The organism is Variovorax paradoxus (assembly GCF_902712855.1).
GTDB lineage: Bacteria > Pseudomonadota > Gammaproteobacteria > Burkholderiales > Burkholderiaceae_C > Variovorax > Variovorax paradoxus_Q.
On sequence record NZ_LR743507.1, the window covers coordinates 2,045,812 to 2,068,566 of the forward strand.

Sequence of the window (22,755 nt, forward strand, 5' to 3'; positions counted from 1 at the left end):
GCGATGCTCAGGGCTTGGAGGCGTCCCACGCGAAGTGCGCGTACGAATCGGCGTTGTCCATGGCATCGCTCACCGACATGCCCGCGTACTTGGCGGTCTCCCATTCGTAGGCGTTGTCGTCGGCGCCGATCACGTCGTGCGCCAGCTCGTGGACCACCGTGCTGGCCTGCAGGTCGGCCGCGGAGTTGAACCAGTAGGGGCACACGTGCAGGTCGCTCCATACGGAGTAGACGTAGGCCAGCACGTCCTTGTCGCACGATGTCTCGCACTGGAAATCGATGGCCTGGTTGATCGCCGTGTTGAGCTTGCGGTAGCGCTCCAGGATGGTCGCGATGTCCTTGCTGTAGGTGGTGTGGAAGTGCCGGCTCAGCAGCGTCGCGACCTTCGCCGGTATCGGGCTGGGCAACGCGCCCAGGCCGGCCACCACGTTGGCGAGCCAGCTCGCACCCAGCGTGCGCGCCGCGTTGGCGACGGGCTTCCAGTTGGCCGGGCAGTCGGTGAAGGTGTTGGACGAGCCCGCGGGCCCGTGCACCACGCCGTCGTGGCGCTCGCCGCCCTCCTGCCTGCCGGCGCAGCGCGGGCAGGTGCCGCCGCAGGCGCACGACGACGGTGCCGGCGATGCCGATGGCAGCGAAGAGCGCATGGCAGCGCCCGACGCGCGGCGTGCATGGCGCGGCTCGCTGGCGCTGCGGTTGGCGGATTGGAAGACCGGCATTGCGTTCTCCTTCGGCACACACCCATGAAGTCGATGAAATCGTGGACGGCCACCGGCCGCTACGGCTTCTTCTTCGGCGTCTTCCTGCCTGCCGCGCGGCCGACCGGCCGCACGGGCGTCACTGGCGACGGCGCGGGTGGCGGGCTGGCCGCCAGGATGCGCTTCGCGCGTTCGATCAGCGTGGCCGCCTGCTGCTTGTCGCCCAGTGCATCGGCAAGCTTGGCGGGCGCGATCTCCAGCACGCCCTCGACATCGACGATGCCTGCTGCATTGAGCCGCTTTCGCGTGGCTTCGTCAACGTCCAGCCTTTCCAGCGGTGTGCGTACCTTGGGCGCGGGCGGCGGCGGTGCCGGCGGTGTGGGCGCCGGTGTGGGCGCCGGTGGGGTCGGCGCAGGCGGTGCCGGCGGTGAGGGAGGCGGGGCGGAGGCGGCGCAGAGGGCGTCGTCCGCGTGCCGAAGATCACCGTGCCGTCCACCGCCACCGACTTCGGCACGATGCGCACCGGCCCGGTCAGCGTGACCTGCACGTTGGCGCCGGGGCCCAGGCGCACGGGGTCCTTGCTGCGCACGATCTCCTGCTTGCCGGCCGCGTCGGTCACGCGCAGGAACAGGTCGCCTTCCTTCTCCAGCGCGGCCGTCTGCTTGGGGTCGTACACGGCAGAGAACGCGCCGGCCGCGTCGGTGGTTCCCACCACGTCGATCTGCGTGCCGTTGGCGCGCAGCAGGCCCACCACGTAGCCCTGCTGGCCCTGGCCGCGCACGTTGACGAAGCGCCCGCCCAGCGTGGCGCCGCCGTCCACCGCCGTCGGCACCTGCACCGTCGCCACCTCGGCGCTGCTCGCGATCACCCGCGAGGTCTCGGCGCCGGCGTCGGCCTGTGCCTGCAGCGCCTGCGCCACCGGATGGTCGGCGCCCAGCTTCACCGACAGGCGCTGTGCCTCGTAGCTGTAGGCCTTGGTGGTGGCCACGTGCGTCTCGTTGGCCACGGCCATCGAGCGCGCGGCGTACTTGCGCGAGAGGTTGCCCATCTCGGCCGTGGTGAAGGCGTTGTCGGGCAGCGTGCCGCCCAGTTCGCGCGCGTTGGCCGAGAGCGATTGCGTGGCGAACTGCGCCAGTCCGGCACCGTTGCCGAAGGTGCGCTCGCAGAAGGCCGCGTCCAGCACCTGGTTGGGCGTGTCGACGGTGGGCAGCGGGTTCGTGCCCGCGCGGGCGGGCCGCGCCACGATGCAGTGGTCGGCCTGGTTCAGCGCGGTGATGTTGGTGCGAAAGCCCTGCGTCAGCGCCGAGATGGTGTGGTTCGCATCCTCGCGGAAGCGCGAGCCGGTGGCGCGCACCGTGTCGCCCATCAGCACCGCGTTGGCCAGGAAGGGCTCGCGCCGGAACACGGACGAGGTGTTGGCCGAGTAGCCCAGGTCGTCGAAGCACAGCAGCGCCTGCGACACGAGCGAGCGGTTCACGCTGCCCAGCCGCACGTAGTTGTCGTCGAACAGCGTCTCGCCGCCAGGCAGCACCAGCTCGGCGCGCGCCGCGTAGGCATTGGCGTTGTCGAAGTACTTGCCCAGCGTGCGCGCGAGCAGCCGGTGGATGCCGCCCAGGTTGAACAGCAGCACGCCGCCCACGACGGTGTCGAGCAGCCCGAAGCGCCCGCTGTACTCGCTGTTGAGGTGGTTGTTGGCCACCGACACCGGTCCGAAGGCATAGCTGGACAGCGCGCGCCCGGCCGGCTGGTCGACGCGGTTGTCGTGCACGCGCAGCGCCGGCTTGCGCCCGCTGGAGCTCGAATACTGCGAGGTCAGCGCGCCGGCGAAGCGGATGTAGATGCCGCCGCGCAGCCCCTGCTGGCGGTTGTCGTCGGCGCCGATGGCCACCGTGCCGTTGCCGGCCAGCACGTTGTCGGTGATCTCGAGGTCGTTGCCGTAGCCCACGAACACGCCGCACACCGGGTCGATGGCATGGGGTCCGTTCTCGTACACGTGGTTGCCCGAGATCACGACCGACTCGACCACGGCCAGCGAGATGCCGCCGCGCCCGATCACCTGCGCATCCTTGCGCATCGCGTCGGTGAAGGGATTGCGCAGGTTGTCGTGCAGCCGGTTGGCCAGGATGGTCATGTCGCGCACCAGGTCGGTGGCGCGCAGCAGCGGCGTGAGCGCGAGGTTCAGGATCGCCGCGTCAATGTACGCCAGCAGCGCCCCCTTGGGGTCGTTGACCGGCACCGCCGGCGCCGCGGCCGCCAGCGTGGCGCCCTCGCGCAACGCGAAGCCGATGCCCGACAGGCCCATCATCGAGATGTCGTTGCCCTCGATGCCGATCCCGTGCAGGAAGCCGCGACGGGCCGCCGCGGCGTTCACCGCGCGCGGCGCGACGGTCACCGCGTTCACCAGCACGCCATCGGCATCGCGCGCCTCGGCCACGCGCAGCACGCGGTACTGCGGCGACACGTCCAGCGTGTAGGCGCCCGCGGCGGTCTTCACGCTGGCCATGCCCTGCGCGTCGCTGCGGTCGGTGGCGGTGGTGCCGGCCTCGAGGTACACGTCGACCTCGGGCACCGGCTTGCCTTTCTCGTCCTGCACCAGCGCGATGAACTGTCCGCTGGCCGTCACGTTGACCGCTGCCGCCGGGGCTTCGGGCGCGGCGGCGGCCGCTGTGGCGGTCGACAGCGATGCGCGCAGGCTGTCGCTGCCGCTGGCGCGCAGGATGATCACCGGCGGTGGCGGGTCGATGTCGCCGCCCAGCGTGACGCCGTTGCCGCCGCCGCCCACGATGCGGTTCTCCAGGATGCGCACGCGCTCCGAACCTTCGCGCACATGGATGCCGCCGAAGGCGCGGTACGGCTGCCTTGGCACCAGCTTGACCAGCGCGAAGGCCCACACCTTGAAGGCATAGAGCAGCACCAGCTTGGGAAAGCGGTAGATCACCTGCGGCCGCGCGCACGGGTCGGCCGGGTCGCGCGTGGGGTCGTCGTCGGGCGTGTCGGGGTCGTTGGGCGTGTCGTCCACGAAGGGCAGCAGCACCAGGGTGTTGCGCTCGATCAGCACGTCGTCGGCGTTGATCGACACGGTGGCGCGCCCGTCCACGGTGTCGAGCAGGTGCAGCCGGTTGTCGTCGATCTTCAGCGCCGCCGCCTGCGTCGCGCGGATGGCGTTGGTGCGCGCGATCATGCGGCAGCCGTGCACACGCAGGTCGCGGCAGCTGCCCTCGGCGGTTCCTTCGATGGCCACGGCGATGCCGTCGTAGGTGACGAGGTCGAGCTCGCGCACCTCGATGCCGTCGCAGTCGGTGAACGACAGGATCGGCAGCGTGCGCGTGTCGGTGCGCGGCAGCACGATGGAGCGGCGCGCGCAGCCGTGGATGACCACGTTGCGCCGGCCCGTGAGCGCGAGGTTGGCGCGGTGCAGGCCGGGCAGCAGGCAGAGCTCGCCGCCGGCCAGCGGCAGGTGGCGCGCGGCCTCCTCGAGTTCGTTGAAGTCGCCGAAGCTCGACACGCCGTCGCCGACCAGGAAGGTGCAGCAGATCTTCTGGTTGGTGAGCGGGCGGAAGCGCTTGCGGCAGTCCTCGATGGCGCCGGAGATGTCGGTGTTGCGGCGCCCGGTCCAGTCGATCTCGGCCAGCGCCACGCGGTGGTAGACGATGCCCACGGGCGGCGCGTCGTCCACCAGCACGGCGGGGTTGGCGATCTCGCCCGCGCGCACCGCGAAGGTCCAGTAGTCGCCCGCGCGGTAGTTGCCGTTCGCGGGCGCGTCGAACGCCAGCCGGATGCCGTCGCGCAGCTCGACCGGGTCGATGGCGTTGGTGAACGCCGCGATGTCCTCGATGCCGTTCCACAGCCGGAAGAACACCGAGTCCGTGGTCGAGGGCAGGGCACCGAACACGGGCGGCACCGTCAGTTCGAGGTCGTGGTCGGTGGTGAGCGTGGCCATGGCGCCATAGGTCACCTGCCAGGCGCCGATGGCCTCGTCGTACTGCAGCGCCTCCAGGTAGAAGGCGTTCAGCCCCGAATGGATGACGGCCGCGCGCCCGGCGTCGACGGTCACGCGCGGCGGGTTCACGGTGGCGTCGAAGCGCCCGCGCCCGGCGAGACCGCCGTTCCATTGCGACCACTTGAAGCGCGACGCGCCGGCGGCGGTGTCGGCGATCTCGATGCGGTACAGGTTGTGCTCGAAGCCCGTGTACCCGCCGCCGCCGACCACCGGGCAGTCGCCCGCGATGGCGATCACCGGCGCGAGCGATGCGGTGAGCCGCCCCTTGGCGGAGAGGTCGTCGCGCAGCCTGCCGCGGATCGTCTCGCAGTCTTCGTCGGGCCCCAGCCGCAGCAGCCGGATGCGGTAGTTGACGTACGCGCGCTCGGTGGTGTCGGGGCCGCCGAGCGCAGGTTCGATGAGCCGCTCGGGGTACTGGAAGCCATGCAGCGATTCCTCCGACACCTCGAGGATCACCGCGTCGCGGATGCCGTCGTCGATGCTGTCGGCCGTGGGCAACGGGCTCGAGAGCGGCGGGCCGAAGTAGGCGGCCGTGCGCTCGACCAGCGCGGCGGGGTCCGCGGCCGCGCCGGCCAGCCGCGCCAGGATGCCGTCCGCCCAGGCGCGCCCCGGGTGCAGCTGCACGTGCACCTGCCCGTTCACCACCGCGGCCGACTGCACCTTGAAGCCGTCGGGCTCGGTGGCCGGCACCGCGCACACGCCCGCGCCGATGATGTCGCGCCCTGCCTGGCCCTGCCAGCCCAGCTCGAGCAGCTGGGCGTCGGTGAAATCGGTGTCCAGCGACACGCGGCCCTGCTGGTGCAGCACGCCGTTGACGTTGCGCAGCACGCCGTTAGCCGCGGGTGCCACGCCGCGTTCGTGCGCATGCGGGTCGAAGTCGAGGTTGGAGAAATCGCCTTGCATGAGAGCCCCCTCGTCGTGTCTACGTCACCGGCACGGCCAGCGGCCGCACGCCGACAGGCATGAACTCGCGCAACCGCACCTGAAGATTCGTCCACTTGTGCGCCTCGAGCAGGAAGCCGAAGGCGCCCATCGCGTCGTCGTCGGGCCCGCGCGTGCGGATGCGCACGTCGCTGCCGCGCGCCAGCTGCGCGTAGCCGGGGTCGCCGAAGCGCTCGGCGGTGAAGGCCAGCCGGGCGTCGCCCGCGCTCCCGCCGTGCAGGCAGAAATGGTTGGGCGGCAGCCGGTCGGCGTCGCCGCTGAACCAGCTCCACTTGATGCAGCCGTGCTGGTTGTCGAGCACCTCGAAGCGCTGCGCGAACAGCCCGCCCGCGCCGCCCACCCGGCTCACGCGTACCGGACCGAAGGCGGTGAGGCCCTGGAACTGCAGCGGCGCGCCCCAGCCGTTCGCCGGATCGGTGGCGGCGCCGATGGCGAAGCTGCCGCCGGCCGGGTCGCCCACGCCGAGGCCCGCGTCCACGATGCTGTCGGCGATGTCGAGCCGGTAGCGCTCGTCCACCGCGATCGCGCCTGCGATGGAGCGCTGCAGCACGATGTCGGGCGTCGGCACGAAGGCGTCGCGGTCGGCCGCCTGGGCGAAGCCGTAGCCGTCTTCCAGGCGCAGGGCGGGCGTCATCGGCGCGCGGCTGTCGTCGCGCAGCGCATGGCCGCCGGGATCGAGCGTGCAGCCGATGATCTCCAGCCGCGCCAGCGCGGCGCGCGCGATGAGCGCGCTGCCCGCCGCGAAGCCCGCGCCCGGCGCGATGTGCAGGCCTTCGAGCCGCACCGCGGGCGCGTCGAGCGTGGCATCCACCGCATCGACCGGGCGGAAACCCAGCGGCTGCGCCAGCACGATCACCGGCCGGTGGCCGTCGGCCGCGCGCACCGTGAGCGAATGCGCGAGCCGCACCGACACGCCGCCGTCGACCGCGGTGCCCGCGAGCGCCCCGATGTCCAGCAGATGCACGCCGCTGTCCTGGATCTCGATCACCACCGGCTGCGTGGCGGCGTCGAGGTTGTCCATCTGCGCCTGCAGCGAGGTGCCGCCCGGCAGCGCGCTGGCCTCGCGCAGCTCGACGCCGGTGCGGCTGAACGGTGCGCGCACGACCGGTTGCGCGCCGACCGGGCCGGGGCTGGCACAGGTGAAGCTCGTGTAGAGGAGCGGCACCGTGCCGCTGACCAGCGCATCGCGCTGCTGCGCGCTGCCCACGCCGATCAGCACGCGGCCGATGTCGGGGTCGATCACGATCTCGCCGTCGGCCACCGGTTCGCGCAGGCCGGTTTCCCAGGCGCAGAGGTTGTCGCCGCGGAACTGCCAGGCGGTGGCTGCGAAGGCCGCCTGCGCCGACTGCGGCAGGAAGATGTTCAGGCCCACGTTCGCCAGATCGAGCCCGGTGGGCGGTGCGGCCGTGTCGTCGAAGAAGTCGACGTGCACGTAGGCCTCGGGGTGGCCGGCCAGCGCGCCGGTGGTGATGCGCGCATCGAGCATCGGCCCCGGCACCGCGTCGGGCTGCGTGAGCGGGGCGACGACGCCGCCGGAGTCTCCCGGGTCGGGGTGGGCCGGCCGCGCGATGTTGAAGAGCCGCACTGGCCGGTCCAGCGGATGCAGGTCGAGCCGGATCGCGAAGCGCGCCAGCGGTGCCGGCTGCGCGCCGAGGTCGCTCACGCCCTTCACCAGCGGCAGTTGCGCAGGCCATTGCCAGGCCGCGAGCCGCCACAGGAAGATCGCCAGGTTCGGCAGGTTGACGTGGCGCACGTCGTCGACCGCGGGCTTCACGTCGGCCGTGTACGCGAAGCTGTCGAAGGGCGTGCCCCGCAGCGCGAGCGAAGCCGGGTCGCGGATGGGCGCGGTGCCGCCGCGCGGGACCATGAAGCGCGTGATGTTCTCGCCGCCCCACGGCGGCAGTCCGCCCGCATCGGGCCGCTGGTGGTTCAGGTGCTGGCGCCAGCCGAGGTTCTCGCGCAGCTCCACGCCACGGCAGGCCCAGCCCGTGAGGTCCGCCGCCAGCCGCTCGATGGCGCCGAGCGTGCCCTTGCGCCGGCGCAGGGCGATGGTGTCGGCCACGTCGGCGCGCAGCGTGCGCGGATCGCCCTTCAGGTGCGTGGTGCCCAGCAGGTCGCCGAGGTAGGTCACCACCCAGTCCTCGCAGGTGTCGATGAAGAGGTTGTCGTAGAGCCGGCCGATGTCGTCGTGCAGCGCGCCGAAGGCCTCCTCGATGGCACCGAGGTACGCGCGCAGCGGGTAGGCAGGCGACTGCTCCGCGTCGCGCGTGCGGTAGATCTCGGGCAGGCGGTCGAAGAGGGGGACCGTGGGGGTGCTCATGCGGGTGCTCCTGTCTTTCTTCCTCGCATTTCGGGGAAGGGCAGGGGTGGGGGCAAGCGGCGTATCCGTGGGGCGCTCTGCCTGCCCCCATCCCAGCCTTCCCCAGAGGGGGAAGGAGCGGGGTCCTTGTCTTTCTCCTCCCCTTCCGGGGAGGGCAGGGGTGGGGGCAAGCGGCGTATCCATAGGGCGCTCTGCCTGCCCCATCCCAGCCTTCCCCAGCGGGGGAAGGAGCAACGCAGGACCGCCGGGCGTTGGGTGTTCATGCACATTCCCCTGCCGACAGCTCGGCCGCAGGCGTCAGCGTGAGGTGCGCGGGCAGCAGCTGCAGCAGCTCGCGCGGCGTACACGGCAGCAGGGCGGCCAGCGGGCGCGGCGGGTTGGGCAGCACCAGCGTCGACACTTCCGTCACACCCGCCGCGAAGCGGCCCATCGCTGCCACGCGGCACCACAGCACGCCGGGCACGTTCTGCAGCCGGCCTTCGATGCGGCTCGCGTACTCGCGCTCGCCGAGGCGTCGCGCGCGCAGGCCGAACAGGCCGGTGCGCTCGTTGTCTGCATCGCCCGCCAGCCCCAGCGCGGCGCGCAGGGCCGCGTCGACGTCTTCCGCGCGCCAGCCCGGGTCGCGTGCATAGGTCACGTCGACGAACACGTACCTCGGCAATGCCTGCTGCACGATCACCGGAAAGCGGTCGGGCCCGCGGCAGCGCTGTGCATGTGCGAGCGTGGCGCGCACGTCCGCGAACTCGGTCTCGCGCCCGGCCTCGAGCAGCACCCGCAGGATCACCGCGGGCACGCCCTGGTACAGATCCCAGGCCGCCGTCGCGGTCGTCACGCCCGGCACCGACAGCGTCTCGGTCTCGAAGTCGCGCAGGCTCACCAGGCGCCCCAGGCTCTGCACCTTGCCGGGCGCGGCCTCGCGTGCCTTGTCGGCGTCCTCGGGGTCGGCGCCGCCGGAGACGATGCCGGCCAGCGACACCTTGTCGAAACCGTCGGGCCGCTCGCTCGACGAGGGCGTGGCGCCGGGCTTGACCGGTCCGCGCGCGCCGGTGCCGCTGCGGTAGCGCGCGACCACGTTCTTCACGCCCGAAGGCAGGCGCGCGCCCATCTCGCCGTCGCCGAACTGCACGAAGCTGCGGTTCTCGGCGTCCTCGCGCACGATGTAGATCTCCTCCTGCGGCCCGTGGCCGAAGAAGCTGTCGACGCGCGTCCACAGCCTGCCGCCGACCCAGACCTCGAGGAACGGCGTCTGCGGCGGCACGGCGCCGTTCGACAGCCGGTAGGTCAGCGGTGACTTCGGCAGGGGGAAGGTCTGCAGCGTCTGGCGCGCGTCGCCGTTGCCGAGCACCGCATCGGTTTCCTGCTTGCCTTGCGTGGCATCGGCGAGGTTGCCGAACACGGTGACCGGCGGCTTCGCTTCGTCGAAGTCGGCGCGGGTGAATGGCGCGGGCGCGCGGTCGAACGACAGCGGCCACATGCGCGCCGGGTCGGGGTCGGCCTGCGTGAAATCGCCGGGCACGTTCGTGCATGTGAGTTCGACGCTGCGGCCGTCCGCGTGCGACAGGTGCAGCCTGCGTCCTGCCAGCGCTCTGGCCTGCGCCGCGCTGCCGTAGAAGTTCAGTGCCTGCGTGCCGTTGGCGAAGGCGGTGGCGGCGAAGGTGGCGACCGGGCGCAATTGCAGCATCGGCCCCTTGGTCTCGTGCAGCCGCAGCGTGCGCAGGTCGGCCAGCGCGGGGAATGCAGGAAAGGCCGAGGTCCAGTCGGGTGCGATGGCGCGGTCCAGCCGCACGAAGCTCGCGGGCATGTTCAGGTTGCCCCAGCGCGCGGGCTGCGAGCGCACCGTGGCGATGGTGCGCGTGACCGCTACCGGGAAGCCGACGACGCCCGTGACCAGCGCCGTGCCGCCGGCCGCCAGGTCGTGCACTTCCTGCTCGAGCGGAAAGGTCTGCGCATCGAGCGTCATGTAGGGGCTCGCGTAGGTCAGGGTCGCCTTGGTGCCGCGCGCGAAGGGCGTGGTGCTCACGTTGGTGACGGGCGCGCTGCCGCCGGTGCTTTCCACGAACTGCGGCGGTGCGCTCGCGCCGAAGTGGCGGAAGCTGCGCCCCAGGAGGAAAGCGCGGCAATGCGTGAACCAGCCGTGCGTGAAGTTGCCCGCCAGCGTGAGGATCACGCGGCCGAGCTGGCGCTCGACCTTCTCGACGACCACGATCTCCTCGTAGCTCTGGGCCAGCGTCCAGCCCAGCGCGAGCTGGAACTGCAGGCCCAGCAGGTTCTCCTCGGGCACCAGCACCAGCCGGTCTCCCTTCTTGAGTTCCACCGACTCGAGCGAGGCCGGGTCGCCGGCGCCGCCCACGGTGGCCAGCTCCACGCGCGCCTGCCCCGCGCCGATGATCCAGCCGTACTGCCGTGCGCGGTACAGGTTGAAGCGCCCGAGATGCGGCCAGGCGACGAGTTCGCCGGTGGTCTGGAAGTCGGCCGGTGCGCTCACGTCGCGCAGGTCGGCCTTCACCGGGAAGCCGGCGCGCAGCGTCACCGGCTGCGTGCCGCGCGCCTCGAACGCGAAGGTGGCGCGCCCGCCGATGCCGGGCGCGAGCCGGTAGCCGGTGAGCCGCACCAGGTCAGCCACGCTGGTGCGCCATGCGGCGGTGCGCAGGTAGGCTTCGTTGGCGTAGTGCTCCTGGTAGAAGCCCAGGATGTCGCCGAGGATGGCCGCGCCCTGCATCAGTGCGATGGCCGGGTCGTCGGCATCGCGGTGCGTCCACTCGGCCAGCTCGGGCGCGGCGTCGATGTGGCGCGTCATGGCCTCCACGAAGTCCGGGTAGCGGCCGATGCGCCACGCAATGCGCGGCAGGCCGGGCCGGTTGAAGGGCAGCCGCGGAAACCGGAAGCCGTCGGTGATGAGCGGATCGCAGGCCATGGCTATTGCCTCCCGCCCTTCACCTCGATGCGCACCAGGCCGCGCTCGAGGTGATCGGGGTCGTTCGCGCAGAGCACCACTTCGTCGAAGCCCATCTCCAGCACCTCGGCGCCCGGCACGCCGGGCGAAGGCGCGTCGAAGCGCTTCATCGTGATCGACACCAGGTGCTCGACGCCTGCCACGCGGTGCACGCGGCCTTCAACGGCGCTGCGGTGCAGGGCCTGTCCGAAGGTCCATGCATCGGGATGGAAGAAGCCGGGCCGGCCGTCGGCTGTGTAGCCGTCGGAGAACTCCTGCTCGAGCACGAAGCGCAGGTCTTCCACCCACTGGTCGGGCCGCGCGCACACCACCATGCGCAGCTCGATGGGGATGTAGTGCGGCGGGCGCAGCTCCAGATCTTCGCCGATCAGGCGCACCGCTTCCAGGTGCGCGGCCACGTCGGTGCGCAAGGCCTCGTCGAGCACGGTGTTGCCCACGGGATCGATCACCACGCGCACGGTGCGCCAGCTGCCGGTCCAGGCATAGCGCGCCACGGCGCGCGACACGCGCGGCACTTCCTCGGCACGGCGCACGTAGTCGGCCAGCGTCACGGCGCGCAACTGGCGCGCGCGGTAGGCCTCGGGCGCATTGCGGCGGATGCGCTCGGGCAGCTCGGGGTCGCGGCCGTCGGTCACGTCGAAGGGGTTCCAGGCGTCGGTGAACGCGCCCTCGAGCGCACCGGCCAGCGCGGCGATGTTCACGAGCTGGTCGGCGCCCACGTTGCCTTCGTGGCCGCCGCCGATCTGGTACTGCGTGTGCAGCTCGGCGCCGAAGGGCAGCAACTGTCCGTTGACGCCGTTGCCCAGGCGCAGCGTGCTGCGACGCCGCTCGTCGGTCTCGACCATGAAGCGGCGGCCGAACGAGGCCGAGTCGTCGCTGTGCACCAGGCTCTCGGTCTCCGTCCAGGCCTGCGTCTCGATGCCGCTGACCACGCTCACCTGCAGCGTGGAGCGCGCGGGCACCTCGCCGTCCACGGCACCGTCCATCGGTGCGGGCAGGTAGGCCAGCGGGCCTTCGGGCAGCGGGGCGAGCACCCAGTCGTTCGGATCGCCGTGGCGCTCCAGCCGCTGGTAGTGGCGGTGCTTGTGGCTGGCGGTGTCGCTCGGCAGCAGTGCGCCGGGCTCGAAGAAATCGACCGCCATCGGCAGCCCCTCGTGCACCGGCACGAGGTTGCCGAAGAACAGCGAGATGTCCTCCTTCGGCACGCCCGCGCAGAAGGTGGTGAAGCTGTAGTCGAAGCGCAGGCGATCCTCGTCGCGCCACTGCAGGCGCACCAGCCAGGTGTCGGTGACGGGGTCGTGCACGGTCTGCGCGGCGTCGTCGCCCGACAGCAGCCGCAGCAGCTGCCGCTTGGCGCGGTTGCGTCCGGGCAGCAGGCCGGTGAGCGGGTTGAGCTCTTCGGCAATGAGCAACTGCCGCTGCGCGCCCGTGCGCACCAGGTCGCGCAGCGCATCGGCCTCGGCCTGCCCCGCGCCGGGCACCAGCGGCACCACGTCGGCCACGGTGCTGCCCGCGCGCAGGGCGGGTTGCGCATTGCGCCAGGTGTGCATGCGCAGCCGGTTCACGAGCGGGTCGAAGCGCTGGCGCTGCGCGGGCGGCAGGAAGCGTTCGCGGCTGGCGAAGAACACCGCGTCGTCTTCGGCGGGCGACACGCCGGTCCACACCAGCAGGTCCTGGTCGTCGAGACGGAAGGGCGCCTGGCCCGCCACCACCTCCAGCGCGAGCCAGGTGCTGGCCTGGTTGCCCTCGTGCACGTGGTAGTCCATGAGCCGCGCCTGCCGCGCCAGCGTCACGCGCTTGCGCGCGGTGGCCAGGTAGGCCTCGGCCATCACGCGGTCCTGGTAGTCGGCCAGCTCGTCGGCGGCGGCGGCGAACAGGTCGATCAGCACCTGGTCGTGGTCGGCCTCGCTGGTGCTCTTCCAGCCGGGCACGCGCTCGGCCATGGCGACCATCAGCGTGTGGCGGAAGGAGTCGTAGTCGCGTGCCAGGTAGTCGATCTTCGGACCGGGCTGCAGCGGCGGGCCGTCCTGCGGCGGCGCGCAGTCGTTGGTGAAGCAGCCGGGCCTGAACTTGAAGCCGATGGACGAGAAGAACGGATCGATGCGGCTGCCGTCCCACACCAGCTCCAGCGTGTAGGTCGAGTAGTCGCCCACCGGCGCCACGCGCAGCGACAGCCGCGATGCGTCGATGCCCGACACCGCCGTGACCTTGACCTGCCCCGCAGCGGCGCCCGCCGGCACGCGCGTGCCGCCGCGCACGCGGAAGATCTGTCCCGCGCGCGCCGGCGTGGCCGCGATCTCGGCCAGGATCGCCGCCACGTGCAGCTCGTTGAAGAAGCGCAGGTCGAGGTCCGCATGGTCGGGATCGGCGCCCGGCGGCAGCGCCACCAGCACCAGCTTCATGCCGTTGAGGTTCTTGCCCGCGAGCACGTCGGCGCGGTCGTCGGCGAGTTCCTGGAACACCACGGCACTCATGATCCGGCCCTCTGGAACTTCACGATGCGCGAATCGGGGCTGCCCGCCGGGCGGTAGCGGATGGTGACGGAGAGCATGGCCAGGCCGTCGTCCCAGTCGACCTCGATCAGCTCCACCGTGAGCCGGTGGCCGAGCCAGCGCGACAGCGCCTGCGTGATGCGCGCCTTGACCACGCCGCGCAGCACGTCGGAGGCGGGCTCGAACACCAGCTTGCGCAGCCCGGCGCCGAACTCGGGCAGGAACAGGCGCTCGGCCGGCGCGGTGAGCAGCAGCTGCAGCAGCTCGTCGCGCACCTGATCGGCATCCGACACCGGCGCGGCGGTGCGGCCGTCGCGCGCGATGCGGAATGGAAAGGCGAGATGGCGGCCGTTGGGGAGGGTCGCCATGGCTAGATCCCCATCGCGCGCGTCTGCGTCTGCACCACGATCGCCACGCCCTGCGGCGCCTGGAAGGCGTTGTAGCAGACGCCGATGCTCGACTGCAGCAGGAAGCCGACGCCGTGCAGCTTCGTCTGCACCGCGCCGCCTGTCCAGCGGATGAGCAGGCAGGGCATCGGGTTCGGACCCGAGAAGAAGGTGCAGCCCACGACGGGATGCACGTCGGTCTCGAGCAGCGCGGGCGCGCCGTCGATCACCGCCTCGGTGTTGGTGGTGAAGAGCTGCGCCCTGCCCGCGTGCGGGCACATCACCGTGCTGGCGGTCGTCAGCAACGGAATCATGTACGCCCCCACGGCGTTGCACGCCTGCCCCCCGAGGGGGCGTTCGCGCGCTTGGGGCGGCCCGGCGCCGCGCTCATGGCGGCACCCCGAAGGCCATCGCGCCGTTGACCAGGCTCACGCCCGCGAGCCCGACCTTGATGAGCCCGTTGTTCAGCGAGATGTCGCTGCCGCTGATCTCCAGCTTGCAGGCCTGGAAGCTCAGCGCGATGCCGTCGCCGCTCAGCACGATCTCGGCGCCGCCGCTGTGTGCGATCTTCACTTCGCCGTTCTCGTCGTCGAGCACGATCCGGTGGCCGCTCTCGGAGACGATCACGCGCACCTTCCCGCCCTGCGGGTCGGGCCGCTGCCCGTCCGCGAACCAGCAGCCCGACCACAGCGGCAGGTCGAGGTTGCCGGCCTCGAACTCGATCCACACGCCCGAGCCGATGGCCGGCAGCATGACCATGCCGTGGCCGTCGCCCGCGAACGGCAGCACGGGCATGGCCCAGCCGCATTCCTCGCCGTCGAGCAGGCCGGGCAGGGTGGCCTTGATGCGGCAGCGGTTCTCGGGGTCGGACACGTCCGTCACGAGGCCGCGGTACTTGCCGTAGTAGGTGGAGCCGATGCGGTCGACGACGCGCTCCAGGGTGAGTTCGGCGAGATCGATCATGGTCAGAAGATCCCCACGCTGGCTGAAACGGAAACGCTGAGCCCGCCGCCGAGCGCCTCGGCCACGGCCGCGCCGGAGATGCTGCTGGTCGAGTCGGTCTTGGCTTCGAGCTCCTGCGTGTAGAGCGATGGCGTGATGCGGTGCACCACGCGCGTGATGAGGTAGTCGCCGCTGTACGGCGTGGCGCCCGCGTCGACGCGCACCTTGCGGTAGGGCACGAGCACCGCGCCGTAGCAGCCCGGCACCACGCGGCTGCGCAGCTTGTAGACATAGCCGCGGCGCCGCGCCTGGCCGGTGACGGCGGCGGTCGGATCCTCGCGGTGGTTGTCGGCCGGGTGCAGCAGGCGGCGCGGCGTGAGGTCGGCCGGCTGCGCGGGCAGGTCGCGCATCAGGCCGAGGTCCTGTGCGCTGGTCTCGAAGCGGGTCACGCCCTGGTCGTTCACGCGCAGCACGCGTGCCCGGGTCCGCTCGGGGCCGCGCGGGTCTTCGGTGATCTCGGCGTCGGCCAGGTTGCGCTCGATGCCGATCATCACCAGCGCGGGCAGGTCGGCGGCGTCGGCCGGGTCGGGCAGGAAGCAGCCGATGCTCTTGCCGCCCTGCTGCTCGGCCGGCAGCACATAGGCATGGCGGTCGTTGTGGCGCGCCAGCCGGCGCAGGAAGGTCAGCACCGTGCCGCGCCGCGTGGTGGTGGCGGGCGTGCCCTGCGTGGGCGGAATGCGCTTCTCGCCGATCACCTGCGAAAAACGCCCGAACAGGATGTCAGCGACCTCGCTGTCGCTCTTGTTCTCGAAGGGCCGCTCGGCTTCCTCGTCGCGGTCGAGAAAGGCGCTGTCGTCGCGCACCACCATGGTGGCGGTGCTGCGCCCGGGTTGCGCGTCGAGTCCGGCATCGACGCCGGCGAGCGGCCCGTCGATCAGCGGCACGAAGCGTCCGTCGCCCAGGTCGAGTTCGATGCGCACGCGCGAGAACGGCGTGGCCGTGTCGCCCGGCCAGTGCTGCCAGGTGCCGCGCTCGTCGAGGCACAGCGCCATGCGCACGTGTGCCTCCCAGAAGGCGTCCATCTCCTGCGTGACCTCGATCTGTTCCACGCGCGCCAGTTCGTCCTCGCTCGCGGCGCGGTCGCCGAACCAGATGCGAAAGCGCATGTCGGCCATCATGTCTTCGGCACGGCCAGCGTGTCGCCCGGGGTTTCGACGAGCGTTCGCCCGTCGAGTGCGGTGTTGGCGTCGGCCACGTGCCAGAACTGCGTGGCATCGCCCTGGTTGGCCTGCGCGAACAGGTCGAGCCGGTCGGCGGCCTGCACAGTCTGCGGATCGCCGGTCGTCGGCGTGAGCCTGCGCAGCCGCAATGCGGTGACGCGCTCGCCGGTGGACGCCACCGTCTCGACCGTGGCCACGTTCGCGTAGCGGGAGTTGGCGAGGAACATGGAAAGAGCTCCTAGAGGGGAATGAGGTCGGCCACCTGGTCGACGGTGTTGGCGAGGTTGGCCACGGCCTGCGCCTCCTTGGCGATGGTGGTGAAGGCGAGCGCCCCCTTGGCGAGCACGTCGTCGGAGCAGCCGTCGACCGCGATCACGCTCAGCGAGATGTCGACCTCGGCGCGCAGCGGGTTGAGCGCCGCGTCGTACTCGAGCTCGCCGATGGTCATCGAGTCGATGGTCACGGGCAGCACGCGGGTGAGGCCCCAGATGAAGAGGATGCGCGGGTACTTCTCGCGCGGGATCGGCTGCGCCGCGGGCGGCGTGCCGGCGCCGGAGATGGCGCTGCCGATGGCGTCGATGGCCGCACCCACCAGGCCCGCGAGCCTGCTGCTGGGCAGCACCATCTTCTCGAGCGCGCTGAGCTGCGGGCCGATGCCGAAGGTGCGCGCCAGCACCTTGTCGTCGGCGAGCAGGTTGGCGGCGCTGAAGTGGGCCTTGAAGCTGATCTTCTCGAAGGTGTGCTCGCCTGCCTGCGTGGTCTCGCGCTGCGTCGCGCCCGAGGGCCGCGGCGGTATCTGCAGCACGCGCGAGAGCGACTCGGGGTTGTACTGGAAGATGACCACGTTCGGAATCGGCCCGATGAGGTCGGTGCCGTATTCGATGAGGGCGCCGCGCAGCAGGTTCATGGCGTGGTCTTCCGGTCGGTGCGCGGCGTGCTGGCCTGGCGCGCGATCTGCCGTGCGATGCGGGCGGCCAGCGCTGCGGGTTGCGACGATGCGGGCGAGTCGATGCGCCCGGCGTCCAGCCGTTCCGTCGAGCGTGCGGTGAAGTCGCGCTGCTGCAGCGCGCGCGACAGCGCAGGGCCCAGCAGGCGGGCAGCGGCCTGCGCGGTGGCGGGGTCGATGCCGCGCAGGTCGAGCTCGAGCCGGTCGATGACGATGCGGCGGGCTGCTGCGGCCTTCATCACGGGCTCCTCGGTGCCGCGACCAGCGGCGCGTAGGGACCGAACTGGTCCAGGCTGTGCGCGCGCTCGAGCTTGGCGTACTCGCGGTGCACCGCGCGGATGACGGCCGGCATGCCCAGCGCGCGCGGTGCGCCGTCGTTCGCGCTCTGCAGGCAGGCCTGGAACACGATGCCGCGGATGTGGCCGCCGGCGAGGGCGAAGTTCTGTGCGAGGAAGGGCAGGTCGAGCGCGCTCGCATCCACGCCTTCCGGCATGGCGCCCTGCCAGATGCGCAGCCGCTCGGCCGCGCCGGGCAGCGGCAGCTCGAGCACGAAGCGCAGGCGGCGCAGGAAGGCTTCGTCGAGGTCCTTCTTCCGGTTGGTGGCGAGGATGGCCAGGCCCTTGAAGCGCTCCATGCGTTCCAGCAGGTAGCTCACCTCGAGGTTGGCGTAGCGGTCGTGCGCGTCCTTCACCTCGGTGCGCTTGCCGAACAGCGCGTCGGCCTCGTCGAAGAACAGGATCACGTCGGCCGAGTCGGCCGCGTCGAACAGCCGGCGCAGGTTCTTCTCGGTTTCGCCGATGTACTTGTTCACCACCTGCGACAGGTCGATGCGGTAGATGGGCAGGCCGAGTTCGCGCGCGATGGCCTCGGCGGCCATGGTCTTGCCGGTGCCGGGCGGCCCGGCGAACAGGGCGGCCAGGCCGCCTTCGTTCCAGGCGCGCGCAGTGCCCCATTCGTAATGCACGCGCGTGAGGTTGCGCATGGCGACGACGATCTCGCCGATCTGGCGGGTCTGCTCGGGCGGCAGCATGAGCTCGTCGAGCCGGAAGCGCGGTGCCACCGGCTGAGCGAGCGCGCCCAGGTCGAGGTCGGCGCGCGCGGCCTGCATCAGCGCGTCGGCGGTGGGCACGGTGCCGTGCGCCGCGAGTTCGTCGCCGATGCGGTGGATGGCCTCGCGTTCGTAGCGGAAGCGCCGCGCCACCTCGGCCAGCAGGCTGTCGTCCAGCACGCCGGGCAGCGCGCCGCGCCAGCAGGCCAGGCGTTCGCCATGCGTCATCGGAGGCACCTCGATGGGTGGCAGCGCGTTCGGTCCCAAGCCGCGCAGCGCTTCGCGATCGCGCAGGCCGACGAACACTGTGAGCGGCAAGGCGGGGAACGGCGGCGGCCCGATGTGCGCGTCATGCGCGCAGCCGTCGGCCAGCAGGTCGATGGGCAGGTAGACGGCGCAGCCGCGCAGCCAAGCCGTGACGAGGAAGGTCGGCAGGTGTTCGCGTTGCAGCGCGGGGCTGGGCCGCACGACCGGCACGCCCGCTGGCGCGCAGCCGGCGGCCGCGACTTCGGCCAGCGGTGCACCGGCGGCGCCCACCAGCGGCTGCAGGCTCATGCGCGCGCCGGGCGCGGTCACGCGCAGGCCGTGCGGCGCTGCCACGTCGCTGCACGGTGGCACCGCCTGCAGCGAGGAAGGTGTCTCGTGGCCGTGGAACAGCAGTTCGCGCGCGACGGGCCCGGCCACCGACAGTGCCGCGTGCCAGCCCTCGCCCTGCGCCGACAGCACGCCGTGGCGCAGCAGCGGATGCGCCGCGTCGAAGCCGCGCACGAGATCGTCGGGCTCGTCCCACAGCCGCTGCGCGAGCGCCAGTGTGGGCTCGGTGCGGCCCGGGTCGTTGAGGCAGGCTGCGATCACCTGGCCGGCCGAGCTGTCGACCGCGGGCAGCAGCGCCATCGCGAGCACGAAGCGGTCGAGCGGCGACAGGCCGAGCGCCTGCACCAGCCACGCGAACGAGCCACGCGGGCCGGTGGCGCGTCCAGCGGGTGCGATCGGCGCGGCGATCAGCTCGCCCAGGTGGCGCGCAGTGACGTCGCCGGCGAAGAAGCTGCGCTTGTCGCTGGCATAGCGCAGCAGGTCGAGCGTGGCCAGCGCGCGGTCGGAGAAGGGCGGCAGCGCGCCGTTCGCGTTGCTGCCTGCCTCGGTGCCCGCCACTTGGGCGCTGCGTTCGCGCCACAGCCAGCACACCTCGCGCCGCAGCCGCAGCGTGACCTGCCGCAGCCAGTGCTGCGCCACCGGGTCCTCGCCGCGCGCACCGGGCAGGAACACCACGGCTTCCGCGTCGTGGCGGTGCGGCCCGTGCTGGATCGGCTGGAGGGAAATGTGGAGCGTCATCACGGCACCGTCACTTCCGGGCTGGAGCGCGCCTGCTGGCCGTTCACCCGCAGCACCACGCGGTACACGCCCGCGCCCACGGCGGCGGCCACGCCGGGCACGGTCAGCGTCTGCTGCCAGGGCGGCGCGGCGGGCGCGCCCGAGGCGAGGACGGCGTCGAACTGCCGCACCGCGACGCCGTTGCGCAGCAGCGCGACGATCACGTCGTCGGCGTCGGTGCCCAGCAGGTTGCCGCTGAGCGTGAGGTCGCCGCCGGCCATGGCCGCGCCCGCGAGCGTGGGCAGCAGCCGTGCGGCCACGAGGTTGCTGGAACGCGTGCGCGTCGGCGAGAGCCGGCGCCGCACGATCAGCGGGTGCTCGCCGGCCGAGATCACGGTGCCGTCGGCCACCGGCGTGACGGCGGGCGATCCTTCGGCGGTGACCTGCATGCGGTCGGGCCGCCGGCCGGTGACGGTGAGCACCACGCCGTCGAGCACCGCCTCGAGGTCGCCGCCGTTGAGGTCTTCGCCGAACAGCGTGAAGCTGTCGCCGGCTTCGAAGGCCTCGGGCTCGACGCGGTCGAGCGAGGGGCCGAGCGTGGGCTGCACGTCGACCTGCACGCCTTCGCCGCCGATGATGGTGTTGGGCGTGGTCTCGTAGTTGACGCCCACCAGCAGCGACGACGCGGGGTCGGTGCCGGGCACGATCATCACCGGCCGCATCTCGAAGGCGACCGACAGGCGGTAGCGTTCGTCGGTGCCCTGCATGATCTTCGAGAGCAGTTCCACGCCCGAGTCGTCGAAGGTCAGCTTGAGCGGCTCGGGGTTGTTCTCGAGCGCCTGCGCCACGGCGGGCGCGACGGCCGCGTCGAGCGCGAGGAAGTTGAGCTCGTGCAGCGCGGCGAGGCCGCGCCCCAGCAGCTCGTGCGCCTCGGCGCTGTCGCTGTCCTCGACGCGGTCGAAGGCGGTCAGCAGGTACTTGAGCACCAGCCACAGCGGCGCGGGCTGGCCGCTGTGCAGCGCGTGGTTGCGCAGGTGCGGATCGAAGCCGGTCTCGTAGAGGAAGAGGTTGAGCTTGGCGTTCGCGTTGTTGCCGGCCGCGTCCTCGGGCTTGCCGATGCTGACGTCGAAGCCGCGACGGATCAGGTGGTCCTGCAGCAGCCGCGTCACTGCGCCGATGGCCCGGCCCGAGTCGACGAGTGCCATGGTGCGTCAGAGCCGGTAGAGCGCGCGGCGCGAGAGCGTCGAGCGCGGCGTGGGAGAGCGCAGCGACGGCGCGGCGGCGGGAGTTGCGGGCGCCGGGGCGACGGCGGCCGGCGGCGGCGCATCGACACGCAGGTGGATCGCGCCGATGGTCACGTCGACGCGTTCCTCGCGCGGCGCCGTGGCCGCCCTTGCGCGGCGTGCCGCAACGGGCATCGGTGCGAGGCGCCGGCCGGCCATGGGAAATTGCACGGCGTCGTGGCCTGGCGCGTCGTCGATTGCGCCGATGCCGGTGTCTTCGATGCCGATGCGCGATGGAGGGAGGACTTCGATGTCCTGCGTGACTTCCTCGATGCCGGAAACAGCAAGCCGCACCACGGCGTCGCCCCTCTCGCTGTCCGCTGGCAGGCCGGGTTCGGTTCGGCCGTGCGGGTCTGCAGCGACCCAGGCCATCGCGGCTTGCAGGGCCGTGTGCGCGGGCGGCGGCGAGAGGTCGAGCACGTCCGGCGCGGCCGCGGGCTCGCCGTGCGCGGGGGGGGCCGGCACGGGCAAGTGCGCATCCGGCTGCCGCGATGGCGGTGATGACGTGTGCATCGCGACGGGACCGGCCTTCCGGTCCGGCGCGCCCGTGTCCTGCCGAGGCTGCGCGACCGTACTGATGCCGCCGGTCTGCCCGGCCTCCTGCGCGAACTGCTGCCGGACCTCCTGCTCGACATCGATCTCGACCAGGTCCGCGCCGCCGGACGTGGGCGCGGGGAGTACCGCCGGGCGCGCCACCGGGCGGCCCGCGGACCGCAGCAGCGCGCCGAAATAGTCGATGGTCATGGCAGCCCGCCTCCGTGGTCGTTGTCGATCAGCGCGAGGTATCGCGCGCGGCGCCGCGGCGGCACGGCCAGCGCCTGCTCCTCGGTCCAGCCGTAGTGCGAGGCGAGCTGGTGCACGTCGAGCAGCAGGCCCTGCTGGCGTCGCGCGAGCTTCTGCAGTGCGAGGCCTTCGAGGTCCACCGGCAGTTCGTCCTCCGCGCCGCAGGCCGGGCAGGTGCCGGCCACGCTGAAGGCCACGAGCGGGTCGTGCGCAGCGATGGCTTCGGCCAGCGCGGTGGCGTCGCCGGGCTGCAGGTCGCCATCGATGCGCAATGTGTCGATCACCGCGGCCACCGCGTCGGCCGGATTCGCATGCGGCCGGGTGCGCCAGTCGCGCAGGTCCTCGCCGGTCGGCAGGCGCAGCGTGGCGTGGCGCCCATCGGGCAGGTCGATGCGCAAGGGCTCGCCGCGCCCGTCGCGCGAGGCGCGTTCGTCCGGTGTGCGCGCGAGCAGTTCGTCGATCGGAAGTTCTGCCTCGAAGCGCTCGCCGCAGTCGGGCTGCACGCAGCGCAGCGCCACGTCGAGCGTGCGGGTCTCCTCGGTCAATGCGACCAGCTGCAGCAGCGCGCCGATGCGCACGCCGACCGGGCGCGACCACCAGAACGCCGCGTTGCGGTGGCCGCCGCAGCGGTCGAGCAGCTCGGTCACCAGCGCGGGCCGGTCGGCCTGCGCCAGGTCGACGTCGAGCGCGATGTCGAGGTCTTCGGCACGACCGAACGCCCGCAGGGAGATCGACGGGGTGGGCATGGCGTGGCGTCCATGGTGCGGCGGTACGGACGGTCAGCCCGCCGGTTGCGGCACCGCGCCGGTCTCGTCGGGTTCGGGCGAGTCGATGTCGCGCTCCCAGCCCTCGGTCTCGAGCTTGAGGTGCTCGATGGCGATCGCATTGGCGTTCGAGTCGAGGTCGGGCACCGCGGTGTACTCGCTGACCCAGGCACGGTAGATCTTGTAGCGCTTCACGGTCTGGCCGCGCTCGTTGTTCATGAGCAGCACCACGTCCTTGCGGAAGTTCTTCAGGTCCATGCCGGCGTCGGTGATGGGGTGGACCAGGTTGGCCCACTTCTCGAACTCCAGGTCGTGCGTGATGCCGCGCTCCAGCGTGATCGCGTCGTAGGTGGTGCGGCCGGGCGACTTGCGGTCGGTGCTGTTGTCGCCGCCCTCGCGGTGCTTGACCACGTCGGTGGTGCGCTTGAGCGCGCCCACCTTGCTGATGCCCAGCACCACGCGGCCATCCCACATGAGCTGGAACTTGAAGTTCTTGTACGGGTCGACGCGGTGGGCGTTGACGATGAAACCCTTGGGCATGGTCAGCTCCTGTTCGTGCCAGTTTCAGGCGAGGCTGTCGCGGTCTGTTTGTTCGTGGAACACCACGGAACCGGCTTTGCCGGGCCGTGGGTGTTGCCCCCGGAAAGGGGGTTGGCGAAGCGACACGAAGT

Annotated in this window: 18 protein-coding genes; all 18 read right to left on the minus strand. The window is 71.9% G+C overall.

All coding sequences use genetic code 11. The annotated features are described in order from the left end of the window. Window positions 1-7: 7 nt before the first annotated feature. Window positions 8-715 carry a M35 family metallo-endopeptidase gene (locus AACL56_RS09145; protein ID WP_339089523.1) on the minus strand — a complete coding sequence of 236 codons (708 nt, stop codon included), beginning with the start codon at window positions 713-715 and terminating at the stop codon, window positions 8-10. A gap of 59 nt (window positions 716-774) precedes the next feature. Continuing rightward, window positions 775-957: a hypothetical protein gene (locus AACL56_RS09150; protein WP_339089524.1), complete on the minus strand. Its 183-nt coding sequence runs from the start codon at window positions 955-957 to the stop codon at window positions 775-777. Beyond that, a complete protein-coding gene (locus AACL56_RS09155; protein ID WP_339089525.1) occupies window positions 891-5,597 on the minus strand; it encodes a hypothetical protein in 4,707 nt (1,568 codons plus the stop codon). Before AACL56_RS09155 ends, AACL56_RS09150 begins: the two co-directional genes overlap by 67 nt. Before the next feature lie 19 nt (window positions 5,598-5,616). Next, the gene (locus tag AACL56_RS09160; protein WP_339089526.1) at window positions 5,617-7,956 is read right to left on the minus strand and encodes a hypothetical protein; all 2,340 of its coding nucleotides are present in this window, start codon (window positions 7,954-7,956) and stop codon (window positions 5,617-5,619) included. Between the two features lie 259 nt (window positions 7,957-8,215). Then, window positions 8,216-10,870, minus strand: a complete 2,655-nt coding sequence (locus AACL56_RS09165) for a hypothetical protein (protein ID WP_339089527.1) — start codon at window positions 10,868-10,870, stop codon at window positions 8,216-8,218. Window positions 10,871-10,872: 2 nt separating this feature from the next. Next, a complete protein-coding gene (locus AACL56_RS09170) occupies window positions 10,873-13,383 on the minus strand; it encodes a baseplate J/gp47 family protein (RefSeq protein ID WP_339089528.1) in 2,511 nt (836 codons plus the stop codon). Further along, entirely contained in the window at window positions 13,380-13,769 is a 390-nt protein-coding gene (locus AACL56_RS09175; protein ID WP_339089529.1) for a GPW/gp25 family protein, read from the minus strand. Before AACL56_RS09175 ends, AACL56_RS09170 begins: the two co-directional genes overlap by 4 nt. 2 nt (window positions 13,770-13,771) lie before the next feature. After that, a complete protein-coding gene (locus tag AACL56_RS09180) occupies window positions 13,772-14,101 on the minus strand; it encodes a hypothetical protein (protein WP_339089530.1) in 330 nt (109 codons plus the stop codon). Window positions 14,102-14,174: 73 nt separating this feature from the next. After that, the gene (locus AACL56_RS09185) at window positions 14,175-14,750 is read right to left on the minus strand and encodes a phage baseplate assembly protein V (protein WP_339089531.1); all 576 of its coding nucleotides are present in this window, start codon (window positions 14,748-14,750) and stop codon (window positions 14,175-14,177) included. Between the two features lie 2 nt (window positions 14,751-14,752). After that, window positions 14,753-15,907, minus strand: coding sequence for a hypothetical protein (locus AACL56_RS09190; RefSeq protein WP_339089532.1), 1,155 nt, complete (start codon window positions 15,905-15,907; stop codon window positions 14,753-14,755). Beyond that, window positions 15,904-16,176 carry a hypothetical protein gene (locus tag AACL56_RS09195; protein WP_339089533.1) on the minus strand — a complete coding sequence of 91 codons (273 nt, stop codon included), beginning with the start codon at window positions 16,174-16,176 and terminating at the stop codon, window positions 15,904-15,906. Before AACL56_RS09195 ends, AACL56_RS09190 begins: the two co-directional genes overlap by 4 nt. Window positions 16,177-16,187: 11 nt before the next feature. Beyond that, window positions 16,188-16,856, minus strand: coding sequence for a hypothetical protein (locus tag AACL56_RS09200; RefSeq protein ID WP_339089534.1), 669 nt, complete (start codon window positions 16,854-16,856; stop codon window positions 16,188-16,190). Then, window positions 16,853-17,134 (minus strand): hypothetical protein, encoded by a 282-nt coding sequence (locus AACL56_RS09205; RefSeq protein WP_339089535.1) that lies wholly within the window; start codon window positions 17,132-17,134, stop codon window positions 16,853-16,855. Before AACL56_RS09205 ends, AACL56_RS09200 begins: the two co-directional genes overlap by 4 nt. Further along, complete coding sequence (locus AACL56_RS09210) at window positions 17,134-19,275, minus strand: ATP-binding protein (RefSeq protein WP_339089536.1); 2,142 nt, start codon at window positions 19,273-19,275, stop codon at window positions 17,134-17,136. The genes AACL56_RS09205 and AACL56_RS09210 overlap by 1 nt, the downstream gene beginning before the upstream one ends. Beyond that, window positions 19,275-20,459, minus strand: coding sequence for a Pvc16 family protein (locus AACL56_RS09215; RefSeq protein WP_339089537.1), 1,185 nt, complete (start codon window positions 20,457-20,459; stop codon window positions 19,275-19,277). Before AACL56_RS09215 ends, AACL56_RS09210 begins: the two co-directional genes overlap by 1 nt. A gap of 6 nt (window positions 20,460-20,465) precedes the next feature. Next, a complete protein-coding gene (locus AACL56_RS09220; protein ID WP_339089538.1) occupies window positions 20,466-21,281 on the minus strand; it encodes a hypothetical protein in 816 nt (271 codons plus the stop codon). Then, entirely contained in the window at window positions 21,278-22,066 is a 789-nt protein-coding gene (locus AACL56_RS09225) for a hypothetical protein (protein ID WP_339089539.1), read from the minus strand. The genes AACL56_RS09220 and AACL56_RS09225 overlap by 4 nt, the downstream gene beginning before the upstream one ends. Window positions 22,067-22,099: 33 nt before the next feature. Beyond that, on the minus strand, window positions 22,100-22,624 hold the full coding sequence (locus AACL56_RS09230) for a phage tail protein (RefSeq protein ID WP_093123620.1): 525 nt from the start codon (window positions 22,622-22,624) through the stop codon (window positions 22,100-22,102). Between the last annotated feature and the right edge of the window lie 131 nt (window positions 22,625-22,755).

What these genes read in the sequence shown, in the direction of transcription:
- AACL56_RS09210 (WP_339089536.1), bottom strand. Translation starts at nt 19,275, where the DNA reads ATGACGCTCCACATTTCCCTCCAGCCGATCCAGCACGGGCCGCACCGC.
- AACL56_RS09175 (WP_339089529.1), bottom strand. Translation starts at nt 13,769, where the DNA reads ATGGCGACCCTCCCCAACGGCCGCCATCTCGCCTTTCCATTCCGCATC.
- AACL56_RS09225 (WP_339089539.1), bottom strand. Translation starts at nt 22,066, where the DNA reads ATGCCCACCCCGTCGATCTCCCTGCGGGCGTTCGGTCGTGCCGAAGAC.
- AACL56_RS09180 (WP_339089530.1), bottom strand. Translation starts at nt 14,101, where the DNA reads ATGATTCCGTTGCTGACGACCGCCAGCACGGTGATGTGCCCGCACGCG.
- AACL56_RS09190 (WP_339089532.1), bottom strand. Translation starts at nt 15,907, where the DNA reads ATGATGGCCGACATGCGCTTTCGCATCTGGTTCGGCGACCGCGCCGCG.
- AACL56_RS09215 (WP_339089537.1), bottom strand. Translation starts at nt 20,459, where the DNA reads ATGGCACTCGTCGACTCGGGCCGGGCCATCGGCGCAGTGACGCGGCTG.
- AACL56_RS09145 (WP_339089523.1), bottom strand. Translation starts at nt 715, where the DNA reads ATGCCGGTCTTCCAATCCGCCAACCGCAGCGCCAGCGAGCCGCGCCAT.
- AACL56_RS09200 (WP_339089534.1), bottom strand. Translation starts at nt 16,856, where the DNA reads ATGAACCTGCTGCGCGGCGCCCTCATCGAATACGGCACCGACCTCATC.
- AACL56_RS09220 (WP_339089538.1), bottom strand. Translation starts at nt 21,281, where the DNA reads ATGACCATCGACTATTTCGGCGCGCTGCTGCGGTCCGCGGGCCGCCCG.
- AACL56_RS09230 (WP_093123620.1), bottom strand. Translation starts at nt 22,624, where the DNA reads ATGCCCAAGGGTTTCATCGTCAACGCCCACCGCGTCGACCCGTACAAG.
- AACL56_RS09185 (WP_339089531.1), bottom strand. Translation starts at nt 14,750, where the DNA reads ATGATCGATCTCGCCGAACTCACCCTGGAGCGCGTCGTCGACCGCATC.
- AACL56_RS09170 (WP_339089528.1), bottom strand. Translation starts at nt 13,383, where the DNA reads ATGAGTGCCGTGGTGTTCCAGGAACTCGCCGACGACCGCGCCGACGTG.
- AACL56_RS09195 (WP_339089533.1), bottom strand. Translation starts at nt 16,176, where the DNA reads ATGTTCCTCGCCAACTCCCGCTACGCGAACGTGGCCACGGTCGAGACG.
- AACL56_RS09155 (WP_339089525.1), bottom strand. Translation starts at nt 5,597, where the DNA reads ATGCAAGGCGATTTCTCCAACCTCGACTTCGACCCGCATGCGCACGAA.
- AACL56_RS09165 (WP_339089527.1), bottom strand. Translation starts at nt 10,870, where the DNA reads ATGGCCTGCGATCCGCTCATCACCGACGGCTTCCGGTTTCCGCGGCTG.
- AACL56_RS09205 (WP_339089535.1), bottom strand. Translation starts at nt 17,134, where the DNA reads ATGAAGGCCGCAGCAGCCCGCCGCATCGTCATCGACCGGCTCGAGCTC.
- AACL56_RS09160 (WP_339089526.1), bottom strand. Translation starts at nt 7,956, where the DNA reads ATGAGCACCCCCACGGTCCCCCTCTTCGACCGCCTGCCCGAGATCTAC.